The organism is Microbacterium zouquanmingi (genome assembly GCF_052266675.1).
Classification (GTDB): domain Bacteria; phylum Actinomycetota; class Actinomycetes; order Actinomycetales; family Microbacteriaceae; genus Microbacterium.
This window is the reverse complement of sequence record NZ_JBQPRA010000003.1, coordinates 415,441-427,525: the sequence shown is the minus strand read 5'-3', so window position 1 is coordinate 427,525 and position 12,085 is coordinate 415,441. Positions and strand designations below refer to the sequence as shown.

The 12,085-nt window shown below is 65.3% G+C and carries 12 protein-coding genes; 6 read left to right on the top strand and 6 right to left on the bottom strand.

Annotation, left to right across the window (positions count from 1 at the left end):
• The first annotated feature begins 9 nt into the window (after positions 1-9).
• Positions 10-480, top strand: coding sequence for an SIP domain-containing protein (locus ACTU6V_RS09520; protein ID WP_443467996.1), 471 nt, complete (start codon positions 10-12; stop codon positions 478-480).
• On the opposite strand, the gene ACTU6V_RS09515 is transcribed toward ACTU6V_RS09520, so the two are convergent.
• From ACTU6V_RS09515 to ACTU6V_RS09500, 4 genes are all read right to left on the bottom strand, one after another.
• On the bottom strand, positions 437-916 hold the full coding sequence (locus tag ACTU6V_RS09515; protein ID WP_443467997.1) for a Fe-S oxidoreductase: 480 nt from the start codon (positions 914-916) through the stop codon (positions 437-439). The genes ACTU6V_RS09520 and ACTU6V_RS09515 overlap by 44 nt on opposite strands.
• Entirely contained in the window at positions 913-1,710 is a 798-nt protein-coding gene (locus tag ACTU6V_RS09510) for an arginase family protein (RefSeq protein ID WP_443467998.1), read from the bottom strand. Before ACTU6V_RS09510 ends, ACTU6V_RS09515 begins: the two co-directional genes overlap by 4 nt.
• A gap of 60 nt (positions 1,711-1,770) precedes the next feature.
• Positions 1,771-2,508 (bottom strand): PspA/IM30 family protein, encoded by a 738-nt coding sequence (locus ACTU6V_RS09505; RefSeq protein ID WP_443467999.1) that lies wholly within the window; start codon positions 2,506-2,508, stop codon positions 1,771-1,773.
• 73 nt (positions 2,509-2,581) lie between these two features.
• Positions 2,582-4,624, bottom strand: coding sequence for a TPM domain-containing protein (locus tag ACTU6V_RS09500; protein WP_443475481.1), 2,043 nt, complete (start codon positions 4,622-4,624; stop codon positions 2,582-2,584).
• 134 nt (positions 4,625-4,758) lie between these two features.
• Between ACTU6V_RS09500 and ACTU6V_RS09495 the strand changes: the two genes are divergently transcribed.
• The 5 genes from ACTU6V_RS09495 to ACTU6V_RS09475 are packed head-to-tail and all read left to right on the top strand — an operon-like array spanning position 4,759 to position 9,927.
• Positions 4,759-5,601, top strand: coding sequence for a DUF3097 domain-containing protein (locus ACTU6V_RS09495; RefSeq protein WP_443468001.1), 843 nt, complete (start codon positions 4,759-4,761; stop codon positions 5,599-5,601).
• Positions 5,602-5,649: 48 nt separating this feature from the next.
• Positions 5,650-6,375: a tRNA (guanosine(46)-N7)-methyltransferase TrmB gene (trmB, locus tag ACTU6V_RS09490; RefSeq protein ID WP_443468002.1), complete on the top strand. Its 726-nt coding sequence runs from the start codon at positions 5,650-5,652 to the stop codon at positions 6,373-6,375.
• A complete protein-coding gene (locus ACTU6V_RS09485; protein ID WP_443468003.1) occupies positions 6,372-7,199 on the top strand; it encodes a CPBP family glutamic-type intramembrane protease in 828 nt (275 codons plus the stop codon). The genes trmB and ACTU6V_RS09485 overlap by 4 nt, the downstream gene beginning before the upstream one ends.
• Positions 7,200-7,252: 53 nt before the next feature.
• A complete protein-coding gene (locus tag ACTU6V_RS09480; protein ID WP_443468004.1) occupies positions 7,253-8,125 on the top strand; it encodes an oxygenase MpaB family protein in 873 nt (290 codons plus the stop codon).
• Positions 8,122-9,927 carry a glycerophosphodiester phosphodiesterase gene (locus ACTU6V_RS09475; RefSeq protein WP_443468005.1) on the top strand — a complete coding sequence of 602 codons (1,806 nt, stop codon included), beginning with the start codon at positions 8,122-8,124 and terminating at the stop codon, positions 9,925-9,927. Before ACTU6V_RS09480 ends, ACTU6V_RS09475 begins: the two co-directional genes overlap by 4 nt.
• A gap of 63 nt (positions 9,928-9,990) precedes the next feature.
• Here ACTU6V_RS09475 and ACTU6V_RS09470 read toward each other — a convergent pair whose 3' ends face one another.
• Together ACTU6V_RS09470 and thrC are read right to left on the bottom strand one after the other, a co-directional pair.
• On the bottom strand, positions 9,991-10,614 hold the full coding sequence (locus ACTU6V_RS09470; protein WP_443468006.1) for a GyrI-like domain-containing protein: 624 nt from the start codon (positions 10,612-10,614) through the stop codon (positions 9,991-9,993).
• 8 nt (positions 10,615-10,622) lie between these two features.
• Positions 10,623-12,044: a threonine synthase gene (gene thrC, locus ACTU6V_RS09465; protein ID WP_443468007.1), complete on the bottom strand. Its 1,422-nt coding sequence runs from the start codon at positions 12,042-12,044 to the stop codon at positions 10,623-10,625.
• Positions 12,045-12,085: the final 41 nt, after the last annotated feature.

The following is a 12,085-nucleotide window of genomic DNA, read 5'->3' as shown; positions in this document are numbered from 1 at the left end:
AGTGGCATCATGACGACGTCCACCGAGATCCGCAGCGGCCGAGCCCAGCGTCGGGCAGCGCGTCTGCGTGCGCACCACCTGGTCACGGCAGATGAGAACTCACTGCTTGAACTCGAGACGTTCTTGGCGACGCTTCCGCTGTGTGCTTCCGGTCGTGTGTTCATCGAGGTCCCTGATGCATGCGACATCGGTGTGATCGAGGCACCCGCTCGTATGACTGTCACCTGGCTCGCACGCTCTTCGCGCACGGGAGCACCGGGTACGGGTCGCGCGTGCGCACCCGGCGCGGCGCTGACTCGCGCGACGTGCGCCTGGGCAGACGAGATGCTGTGCGATGAAGAGCACCCCACGCACATCACTCTGCTGGGTGGTTACCTCGGCACAGCTGACATCGTCGAGCACCTCACCTCGACGCTCGAGGTCCCGGTGTCGACGATCAGCGCACCCGAGCGCTTCGGCTTACTCCCGACCGCGCATTGACGTAGTTGCCGTCTTCGAGCCCTGCCTCGATCTCGAAACGATTTCGCAGCGGGTCGTGACCTGCGAACAGGTAGAGCACCGGCATCAGGAAGCCGTAGCGCAGCCACTGCGCCTTGTGCACGGCTTCATGTCGGAGCACCGCGTCTGTAGGCGATGACTTTCCCGTCAGGTAGCATCCGCCGACGCAGACGCCGCCGCGCTTGAACGTCCATTTCGGCATCCCGCGGAAGATCCACAGTCCGTTACGGCGCTCGATCGGCCCCGTGCTCCACAGGGATCCCCAGACCCAGCCGACAGCCGTGCCCCAGGCGTAACCGATTCGGCTGATCGGGGAGCGCAGCAGGAACGACGGAATGCGTCGATCCAGTCGGCGACCGCGCGCGAGTGCGGCCTCCGCAGCCGGTCGCCAGTCAGGCGTCTGCGTACGCGCAGTCATGCCACGGCCCCCACCAGGCGCAGAATCGCGCCAAGATCTTCGATCGCGTCGAGGGGAGTGCGCGGGGCAAAACCTGCGATCGTCGCACCCGCGAGCGGCACGCGTTCACGCAGCGCCCGAATGGATGATGCCAGAGCCGCGGCACTCGCACCGAAGGGTGCTGCGGAGGAGACTCCGGCGATCTCCGTGGGGTCGAGCACATCGACATCGATGTGTACCCAGACCCGTGCGGCGCCGGTTGCCGCGACGGCGGCGGCGAGAGCATCCGGATTCTCGAGGTCGGTGACACTCAGCTGATTCATTCGGCCGAGAGGCTCCTGCTCCGCGTCATCGATCACACGCGCGCCGACGAGTACGACGCGATCGGCGGGGAGCCCGGGGGAGAGCGCGAGCTGAGTTTCTCCTTCGCCCAGCACAGCACGCAATGCCATTCCGGAGAACGCGCCAGAAGTCGAAGTCTGATCCGTATGCAGATCGGGGTGGGCATCGCACCACACCAGTGCGAGATCGTCGCGCTCCAGGGTGTCGAGGGCTGCGACTGTCACGCTGCAGTCGCCACCGATCACGATGGTGCCGTCCTGGAAACTCTCGGCGATCATCGACCGGATGCGCTGCAGAGAGCTCAATCGATGCACACCGGTACCGAGCGATTCGCCGGCTTCCAGCGGGATATCGAGCATCGTGGTGGCACTGCGTGGGAGATCCCCTGAGATTGCTGATGCACCGTCGACGAGCAGCATCGCACGCGCCGACGGCGAACCCTGCCATTGCGGAACAACCAGGAAGCGAGCCACGAGGATCTCCAAAGCGTGAGGGCGGATGCCCCGGGCCAGCGGCCCGGGGCATCCGGTGTTTCAGGACTCGAGCTGTGCCCGCGAGGAGCCGCCGGCCTTCAGTTCTGCCAGACGCGCCTCGACCTCAGTCAGCTCACCGAGATCATCGAGGCTCTCGAACTGTGCATCGAGGCTGGACGCGGCGAGTTCGATCTTGCCCTGCGCCAGGGCTTCCTGGCGGCGGACCTTGTCCTCGAAGCGGCCGAGCTCGCTCGTCGGGTCCAGGACGTTGATCGAGGACACGGCGTCCTGGACCTTGGTCTGGGCCTCGGCGACCTTCGCGCGGGCGAGGAGCTCGCTGCGCTTCGCCTTGAGCTCGCCCAGCTTCTCTTTCATGCCGTTCAGGCCGGCCTTGAGCTTGTCGACGACCTCCGTCTGCGCGGCGATCGTGGGCTCGGCGGCGCCCGCCTCGCGCTCCTCGCTGATCTGACGCTGCAGCGCGATCTTGGCGAGGTTGTCGAACTTGTCCGCGTCGGGGGTGCTGCCGGCGGCGCGAAGCTCATCAGCCTTGCGGCTCGCGGCGATCGCCTTGTTGCCCCAGTCCTTGGCCGCCTGGATGTCTTCCTCGTGGTCGCGCTCGAGCAGGCGCAGGTTGCCGATGGTCTCCGCGATGGCAGCCTCTGCGTCAGCGACGTTGTTGGTGTAGTCGCGGACGAGCTGATCGATCATCTTCTGCGGATCTTCCGCCTGGTCGATGAGGGAGTTGATGTTCGCCTTCATCAGCGTCGAGATTCGACCGAAGATGGACTGCTTGGCCATGGTGTTTCCTTTCGATTGGAACGGAGTCGTGTGAGTTCGTGTTTTTCGTGAGCGTGAGAAGAACGAGCGGATGCTAGAACCGACCCCCTCGGGATCGACCACCGCTGCGGGAGCTGCTACGGGAGGAGCCGCCTCCGAAGCTGGAAGGCCTGCTGCTGCGGCTGCTGCTGCGGCTCGAGCCGCCGGAACGCCAGCCGCCACCAGAACTCCAGCTGCCGCCTCCGCCACCGCCTCCGCCACCGCTGAAGAGGCCGCCGAGGATGCCGCCGAGAATGGCTCCGCCCAGGTCGCTGCTGCCACCGCTGCTATAGCTGCTTGACCAGCCCCCCGACCATCCGCCGGTGTTGAACGCATCGACCTCATTGCGGGCCAGCGAGGTCGCCTCGGAGGCGAGGCTGTATGCACGGGTCGCGCGTTCTGTGGCCAGGATGGGGTCGCCCGCCTGTGCGGCGAGTGCTTCGGAATAGGCTGCGTTCGCTTCGGCGAGGCGAGTGCGAGCTGTCGCCCCGATCGCACCTCGCCGAGTGGTGATGAAGTCGTTCGCCGTGTTGATCTGCGCTTGTGCCTGTGTGAGGCGCTGTGCGAGTACGCGACGGACGTGCTGCGCCTGCTCGCTCGCTTCTCGCACGCGTCCGAGCGCTGCGTCGATCTCGACGTTGGCGGTGGTGAGCATGTCGAGAGCCTGCTGCGGGTTGCGCGCGGTGCCCTGCAGATCTGCCTGCGCCGCGTCGATGTTCGATCGCGTCCTCGCGATGATCGGAGCGAGCTGCCCCTGGGCGTCTGCCATGGCTCCTGCCGCGGCGATATCGGCCTCGAGATCGGTGATCGTCGTGCGGATCTGCTCTTCGACGGCACGAAGGCCCGCGCCGAGGTTCTCGACGCCGTCGATGAGCTCCTCGGTGCGTTCGACAGCATCTTCGGCGGTGCGGATGTCGAATGCGGCTTCGCCGTTCTTGCCTTCGGCGATGGCTGTGACGGCCTCTTCGAGCGCGGCATCTGCGAGCGACAGGCTGTGCTGCGCCTGGGCAGGATTGTCGCTGACAGTTGCCAGGGCAGCGGGGTCATAGATCTGACCGAGCGTGGTGAGCGTTGGGGCGGCGGCATTCAATGCCTGCTCTGCCGTGGCGCGTCGTGCTTTGAGGCGCTCCAGCGCCTGCGGAGCCTCGGTTTCGAGCTTGCGCAGTTCTTCGAACGCCTCGATGTTCTCGTTGAGGAGATCGTCGGCCTCATCGCACAGCTGGATGATCTCGATGTGCCATGCGCGCCGCTGCTGTGCGGTGTCGGGGATCTCATCGTCGATCTTCTGCTTGATCGAGAATGCTTCGGCGACCTTGACCTGGGCCGCCTCGACGACTTTCGTGAAAACATCGGTCGAGTCGTCGCCGTACTGAGCCACCGCGAAGCCGACCTCCTGTCGGCTCGAGGTGATCGCGTCATCTGCATGGACGAGCGCGCTCCCTGCCTGCTGCTCGAGATCTTCGTCGCTGACCGACGCATAGGGGTCGTTGGGATCGGGGACGGTGACCGGCGCGGTCTGCTTCTTTCTGCGCGACCGCGAGACGAGCACGACGATCAGAACAATCACGGCGATGACGGCCGCGGCGACGAGCACCCACGTCAATCCGCTGGCGGTATCGCCGCCTCCGCTCTGTCCCGGGAACGCATCGGCTGCGGCAATCGCAGCTCCGCTCCAGTCTCCGGCGCGAAGTCCGTTCTCCATCGCCTGTGTGACGCGGTCGATCTCGCTGTCATCGAGCGGACCGTTCTGGTCGGCAGATATCGCGTACTGTCCGGCGTCGATGGCCACGGCGATGAGGTACTGATCGACGCCGAGTCCGTTGTCGATCGCCGTCTGATCGGTCCAGGCGACGCTGTCGGATGGACCGGTGAACTCATCGACGAACACGACGTAGAGGTCACCGCCCTCAGCTGAGGCAAGGTCGGAGAGGCGCGAATTCACCGCATCTTTCTCAGACGACGACAGCACTCCCGCGTCATCGGTCACGAACCCCGAGTCCAGTGCCACTGGGGCGGTCGCCATGGCACCGGACGCCGTCAACGTCGACGCGAACGCCGCCGCGATCAATCCGAGCATGACTGTGAACCGAGTCCGCATTGTGCTCCTTCCGCGAGGGCGTGAGCCCCTGGAGAATCGAGTCTATTCACTCCCGCTGACAGACGATAGCGACTGGCGGGAAAGAGTCTGTGTCGGGTGAGGGAAGAAATGTGTTCACGCATACCCTGGAAGGCATGGACGACAGGTATGGCTCCGACGTGCTGGCATCGGGATGGCGGGATCGTGGTGCGAAGAAGGTGCACGACGTCGCCGCCGTTCAGGATCTCGTCGTCGAAGTCGCAGTCGATGGCTTCTGCGGCGCGGTGACCCGGGTACAGGGCAGCAATGTCGAACTCGAGGATTACAAGGGGCGCAAGCGTGTCTTCCCCCTCGGCGGTGGCTTCATGATCGATGGCGAGCCGGTGCGGCTGATCCCGCCGGCCGCGGCGAAGCAGGGCACGCGGCGCACAGCATCCGGATCCTTCGTCGTCGCGGATCAGCGCGCGCGTGTCGCGCTGCCCAGCCGGATTCTCGTCGAGGGCAAGCATGACGCCGAGCTCGTGGAGAAGGTCTGGGGTGCCGACCTGCGCGCGGAGGGCGTCGTCGTCGAGTTCCTCGAGGGCGTCGACAAGCTCGACGAGCTTCTGGCGGCTGAGCCTCCCAACGCGAAGCGCCGCTATGGCGTGCTCGTCGATCACCTCGTCCCCGGGTCGAAGGAGACCCGCATCGCCGACGCGATTCTGCGCGGCCCGCACGGCAGGCACTTGAAGATCGTCGGACACCCGTTCATCGATGTCTGGCAGTGCGTGAAGCCGCAGAGTCTGGGGATTCAGCGTTGGCCGGAGATCCCGCGCGGCATCGATTGGAAGACGGGCATCTGCCGGGCGTTCGGCTGGCCGCACGCAGAACAGGGCGACACCGGCCGCGCCTGGCAGCACATCCTCAGCAAGGTGCACACCTACCGCGACCTGGAGCCTGCGCTGCTCGGCCGCGTCGAGGAGCTCATCGACTTCGTGACCGAGCCTTCCGCCGTGTAGCACCGCAGCGGCCGTCGGATCCGCGCCGGCAAGGATACGCTGGGAGGCATGCCTGAACCCCGCACTTTCCGCGATGAACCGGTCTCCTTCGTACGCCGGAGCGGACGGATGTCAGAGGCGCAGGAGCGCGCATTCGCCGACCTCGCCCCGCACTACCTGCTGGACATCCCGAGGGATGTCGCGTCGACCAGTGTGCACCCGGATGCTCGGATGGATCCGGCATCCGAATACGGGCGTGACGCGCCGCTGATCGTGGAGATCGGATCAGGGCAGGGGCACGCCATCGTTTCGGCGGCATCCGCCCGCCTTGATGTTGACTTCCTCGCCGTCGAGGTGTTCCGTGCGGGTCTCGCACGCACCATGCTCGACGCCGACAAGGCGGGTGTGCGCAATCTGCGTCTGATCGAGGCGAATGCGCCAGAGGTGCTGTCCACCTACCTGCCCGAGGGGTCGGCCTCCGAGGTCTGGATCTTCTTCTCCGACCCGTGGCACAAGAAGCGTCATACGAAGCGGCGCCTGATCCGGCCCGGGTTCGGAGACGCCGCAGCCCGCGTACTGACCGACGGCGGACTGCTGCGACTCGCAACGGACTGGGAGGACTACGCCCTCCAGATGCGCGAGGTCCTCGATGAGGAGCCGCTGTTCGAGCGCGCCTTCGAGGGGGAGTGGGCTGAGCGCTTCGGTGGACGTGTGATGACAGCGTTCGAACGCAAGGGCATCGGAAAGGGGCGCGAGATCCGTGACCTCGTGTACCGGCGAAAGACTCGCGAGTGACGCACAGCGCAGCGGCCTGGGCGCCGAGGATCCTGCCCGCGGCACTCGTGTGTCTCGCCGCTCCCGCGTTCTTCGTGGCGGAGCAGGCCTGGCTCGGCTGGATTCTTCTCGCACTCGGCGTCGGCGGCGCCTGGGTCATCGAGCGTCGAGCGGTCACAGCATCCGCGCCATCACTTACACGCGACCTGTCGCTGATCGCGATCGGGATGCTGATCGTCAGTGTGATCCCGCTCGCCGCCGAACTCGACAACCTCGCGATGCTGCGCTTCACGCTGGCCCTCGGCGGAGCCGTCGTCGTGCCCTATGTGATCTCGCGCTTCGTCTTCCGAGACAGGGCGATCAGTTTTCCGTGGCGCACGGGGAAACGCTGGGGGCGCCTGCAGTGGACCTGGTTGATCGCCGTTCTCGTGCTCGGCTGGCTGATCCTGCCGTTCTACTTCATCACCAGTGGCGTCTACCTGAACTGGCCTGTCGTCGACACCCCCGAACTCATCGCACGACTGTTCGTCGGTGTCGGTGCAGTCGGTATCTGGGATGAGCTCTTCTTCATCTGCACGGTCTTCGCACTGCTGCGTCGTCATTTTCCTGACGCGGTTGCGAACGTGCTGCAGATGGTCGTGTTCGTGTCGTTCCTGTGGGAGCTCGGCTATCGCGAGTGGGGACCCCTGCTGACGATTCCGTTCGCGCTCCTGCAGGGCTACATATTCCTCAAGACGCATTCGCTCGCGTACGTCGTCACGGTGCACCTGCTGTTCGACGCCGTTGTCTTCGCCGTGCTCGTGCACGCGCATAATCCCGGACTGCTGCCGGTCTTCCTTGTGTGAGATTGGCTAAACTGAGTCCAACTTTGCACTCAATATAGAGACAGGAACATCGCATGAGCATTCACGAAGACGTTACGGCGGCAGCGCCGCAGGCAGAACACGACGGTTACTTCGCGCCAGACAGCATCTCTCGGCGCGTGTTCGCGGACCCGGCGTCGAAGCTCGGAGGGATGGCCGCACTTCTGCTGCAGGCGCTCAACCCGTACATGATGCGCGTGTTCTACAACGCGACGCAGTCGCACGGCGATGCGGCGGGCAGAGATGAGCGCACCGGTCGGTACTTCGAAACCGTAATCTTCGGCGATCGTGCGCATGCGGATGCCGCATCCGCATCGGTGCGACGGATGCACGTGCACGCCACCTGGACCGACCCTGCCACCGGCGAGGAGCTCCGCGCCGACAAGCCGGAGTGGCTCGCGTGGACGCACAACACGTTCGTGTTCGCGCTGCTGCGCGCGTCACAGGAGTTCGGCGTCGAGATCAGCGCAGAAGAAGCCGACCAATTCATCGTCGAGCAGCACGTCGCCGCAAGGCTCATCGGCATCGAGGACGAATCGCTGCTGCCCTCGAACGCGGCCGAGCTGCAGGAGTACATCGACGCGCAGACCCACTGGCTGTCGCTCGGGGTAGAGGCCGCCGAGGTGACGCGGGGGCTGCGCAAGCCTGTTCTGCGCGGCAACCCGTTCAAGGTGTGGACCGTCGTGATCGTGCAGGACGGCGTGCTGCACCTGCTGCCGGACTGGGCAAGGCTGCTCTACGGCATCGAGGGACGCCCGATGAATCTCCGGAAGGCCGCGCGCACGACCAAGCACCTCATCTCCGGCGCACGCAAGTCGAAGACCTACAAGCAGCTCGTAGACGAGGCATCCGCCCGGGTGCAGGACCACCCGTACCGCAAGGTGCGCGCGGGATCAGCAGCGGGATGAGCAGGGGTCGCGGGGGATTCCGCCAGGAGTACGCGGCGCTGATCGGCGCAGCCTGGCGGGTGATCAGGCAGGGCGGATGGCGCCTTGCAGCGGTGTATCTGATCGGTCAGGGCATGATCGCACTGATCGCGACCCCGCTCTTGCGCTGGCTCTTCGCCGAGGCGCTGCGTGCGGCGGGGCTCGCCGGCGTTGATACATCCACGCTCCCGCGACTGATCACCACGCCGCTGTCGATCGGGTTGCTGATCGCGGTCGTCGTGATCGCGTTCATCGTGCTGTCGTTCCAGTACCTGATGCTGGTCGTCACCATCAGGCGAGTGCAGGCGGGGGAGCGACTGTTCGCTCGCGAGACCCTCGGCGAGCTCGGGATCCTGGGCAAGAAGCTGCTGCGCCCGAGTGCTCTGCCTCTGCTGCCGTACCTCTTCCTGCTGCTTCCCCTCGGCGGCATCGGATTCATGTCCGTGCTGTCGCAGGCGATCACCATCCCCTCGTTCATCACCGGCGAGCTCATGAAGACCACCGGTGGGCTGCTCGCCTACCTTGCGTTCCTCCTCGTGCTCGCATTTCTCAACATCCAGCTCGCGCTCGCGGTACCGCTGTTCGCCACGACCGGAGCGAGCGGAGGGGGCGCGCTGCGAAGCAGCTGGCGCCTCGTCCGCGGCCACCGTATCGTGCTCGTGCTGGTGATCTTCACCGTGTTCGTCGCCGGTGCGATCGTGGGTGGCGCGCTGATCGGGATCGGGTTGGGGCCCGTCGCGCTCGCCGATGCGTTCCTGCCGGATGCTGCGCCGATCGTGGCGGCAGTGATGCTCGCTGTGGCGCAGGTGGGTGCGATGATCACGGTGGGAATCGGCGCGGTCATGATCGTCACGGTTCTCGTCGTCCTCGCGACGCAGCCAGGCAGCACGATGGTCGCTCCCACGGCAGAGCGGCGTCATCGCCTCTCCTGGGTGCCTGCGCTCTGCATCGCCGTGCTTGTGATCGGTCTGAGCGCCGTGAACATTCCCGTGATGAATGCGCTCTCCCGTGAGCCCAGCACCCTCGTGCTCGCGCACCGCGGAGATACTGCAGACGCGGTGGAGAACACGATCGCGTCGCTGAAGGCCGCGCGTGATGCCGATGCCGACTTCGTCGAGATGGATGTCATGGAGACGGCGGACCGCAGGTTCGTCGTGATGCACGACGCCGAGCTCACCCGTCTCACCGGAGAGGCCGGCAAGGTGGGTGATCTCACCCTCGACGAATTGGTCGCGATGACCGTGCACGATTCGCAGGGGAACAGCGATCGGATCCCCTCACTCGAGGAATATGTGACGGTCGCGCACGACATCGAACAACCGCTGCTCATCGAGATCAAACTGCACGGCGGGGAGAGCCCGGATCTCGTGCCACGCCTGGTCGACGAACTCGAAGATCTGGGCGTGCTCGAGAACAACATCTACCACTCGCTCGACAAAGACAGCGTGGAAGAGCTCAAGCGACTGCGCCCGGACCTGACGGTGGGGCTCACGATGGCTCTCGCTGGAATCGGCGTTCCCGACACAGCGGCCGACTTCCTCGTCATCGAGGAGTGGTCATTCACGCCTGAGATGAACGATGCCGCGCACCAGGCCGGCCTCGGCGCGATGGTGTGGACGGTCAATGAGGAGCAACGCGTCCGCGAGCTGATGCGCGATGACGCCGACGGGATCATCACTGACATCACCGCGGCTGCCGTGCGCGAACGCGAGAGCATTCAGGATTCCACGGGGCTCTCGAGCGTGCTCTTCGATGCGCTTCAGCGCTACGTCGTGATCTTCTGACGTGCCAGACTCTCTCCATGCTGTCGGGGCTCGCGATCATCGCGCTCGCGCTGTCGGTGTCTCTCAGCTGACCTGCTCGACTGGCTGCCGCAGGATCGTCCGGCGCTTCGCAGGGACGCCTTTGCGCGGGTCGCTGAAGTAGATCTCGTGGTGCTTGCCGGTCATCGCCAGTGCGTGCTGTGGGATGAACTCGTCGTGCATACGCGCGAGCACCGGGGCCTCGTCATCGAATGCTCCGACGTGCAGCGTCTGCACACACCGGCCCTCCGCGAACGATTCGAAGCGCACATCGTGGAACCGAGAGCCCTGATTCTTCGCTGACGCGGTGATGACAGCATCCGCGAACATCTCGGGGTCGATCCAGTCCGGCTGCATGATCATCAGGCTCCAGTGCCATAGTGACTTGTCGCGTGCCGAGGTGAAAGCGGAGTGCTCGTCGGCCCACCACAGGCCCTCAAGGGGCATCACGACGTAGTCGCGGTCGATGACGCGCTTGCTCATGAACTTCAGCGAGTATGCGAGGGGGTACAGGGCCTCGATAGCACTCGTGAACTCCGGTGACGTGTTCGGATCACCGTGTCCGTCGATCATCAGATAGTTCAATGCGGGAACGTCGATGACGTCGAAGCGCCCTTTTCGCGCTCGGTAGGCGAAGATCGTCTTCTTAAAGTCGATCTTCGCGGCCATGGACGGACTCAGCTCAGAGCGTGCTCGGAGATGAAGGCGCGCAGCTGCGGCTCATCATCCGGCATGTTCGTCACGCGCTGCGGCGCGTCGAGCAGCCTTCGGGTGTCGGCGTCGGGCTCGACCGTCTCGCCGAGTGCTTCCTCGATGAGCTCTGCGAATTTGGCGGGCTTGGCGGTCTCGAGCACGAGCATCGGGATGCCGTCGCTCAGGTGCTCGCGCGCGACCTTGACGCCGTCCGCAGTGTGCGGGTCGATCGTGACACCAGTTGTGGCGTGGACGTCGCGGATCGTGGCGAGTCGATCCGTATGCGTGCTGTTGCCGCTGACAATTCCGAACTCCGCAGAGAAGCGCTCGAGCTCGGCGGAGAGGTCGATCTCATCGCGCTCCTCGAGTTCGTGCCACGCTGAAGCAGTGCGCTCGGGGTCGCGCCCCAGCAGGTCGAAGACGAAGCGCTCGAGGTTGGAGGCGCGGGAGACATCCATCGACGGGCTCGACGTCGCCAGCGTGTCGGCCGAACTGCGCGGACGGTAGTGGCCGGTGCGGAAGAACTCGTCGAGGACGTTGTTCTCGTTGGTGGCGAGGACGAGCTCGCGGATCGGGACGCCCATGGTGCGTGCGTAGTGCCCGGAGAGGATGTTGCCGAAGTTGCCAGAGGGCACTGCGAACGACACCGCATAGGCTGCGCGGTCGCTCTCGGCGACGGCATCCGTCGTGCGCAACCAGGCCCAGACGTAATAGACGATCTGCGCGGAGATGCGGCCGAAGTTGATGGAGTTGACGGCGCCGAGGCTGTGGGCGCGCTTGAAGTCCAGGTCGGTGTTCAGTCGCTTGACGAGGTTCTGGCAGTCGTCGAAGACGCCCTCGACCGCGATGTTGTGCACGTTCTCGTCCTGCAGCGAGTACATCTGCGCGCGCTGGAATGCGCTCATGCGGCCCTGCGGGGAGAGCATGAAGACTGAGACTCGGTCAAGGCCGCGGAGCGCGTGCTCGGCGGCGGATCCGGTGTCGCCGGAGGTGGCGCCGAGCACGTTGAGGACGCGGTCGCTCTTCTCGAGCACGTATTCGAGTGCCCCGCCGAGGAACTGCATCGCCATGTCCTTGAAGGCGAGCGTTGGTCCTTCAGAGAGACCAACGAGGGTCATGCCGTCGACATCCGTCAGCGGAACGATCTCTTCCGCCGCGAACTTGCCGTCGCCGTATGCGCCCTCGGTGAGGCGTGCGAGGTCGGCACGAGGGATGTCGGTGGCGAACAGTCCGATGATTTCTGCGGCGAGCTGCGGGTACGTCAGCACGCGCATGCGCTCGAGGTCATCGGATGAGAGCTGGGGGAGCGTCTCGGGAACGGCGAGTCCGCCGTTGGGCGCGAGACCTTCGAGAAGGACATCACTGAACTGTCCGAGCGTGCCGCCGCGTGTGGAGATGTACTGCAAGTCTCGAACCTCGTTCGTGCTCGGGGGTGGATGCCGGGGTC

Bases quoted from the DNA above. Each gene is read 5' to 3' on its own strand.
- ACTU6V_RS09520 (WP_443467996.1), top strand. From the start codon at position 10: ATGACGACGTCCACCGAGATCCGCAGCGGCCGAGCCCAGCGTCGGGCA.
- ACTU6V_RS09515 (WP_443467997.1), bottom strand. From the start codon at position 916: ATGACTGCGCGTACGCAGACGCCTGACTGGCGACCGGCTGCGGAGGCC.
- ACTU6V_RS09505 (WP_443467999.1), bottom strand. From the start codon at position 2,508: ATGGCCAAGCAGTCCATCTTCGGTCGAATCTCGACGCTGATGAAGGCG.
- ACTU6V_RS09500 (WP_443475481.1), bottom strand. From the start codon at position 4,624: ATGCGGACTCGGTTCACAGTCATGCTCGGATTGATCGCGGCGGCGTTC.
- ACTU6V_RS09495 (WP_443468001.1), top strand. From the start codon at position 4,759: ATGGACGACAGGTATGGCTCCGACGTGCTGGCATCGGGATGGCGGGAT.
- trmB (WP_443468002.1), top strand. From the start codon at position 5,650: ATGCCTGAACCCCGCACTTTCCGCGATGAACCGGTCTCCTTCGTACGC.
- ACTU6V_RS09480 (WP_443468004.1), top strand. From the start codon at position 7,253: ATGAGCATTCACGAAGACGTTACGGCGGCAGCGCCGCAGGCAGAACAC.
- ACTU6V_RS09475 (WP_443468005.1), top strand. From the start codon at position 8,122: ATGAGCAGGGGTCGCGGGGGATTCCGCCAGGAGTACGCGGCGCTGATC.
- ACTU6V_RS09470 (WP_443468006.1), bottom strand. From the start codon at position 10,614: ATGGCCGCGAAGATCGACTTTAAGAAGACGATCTTCGCCTACCGAGCG.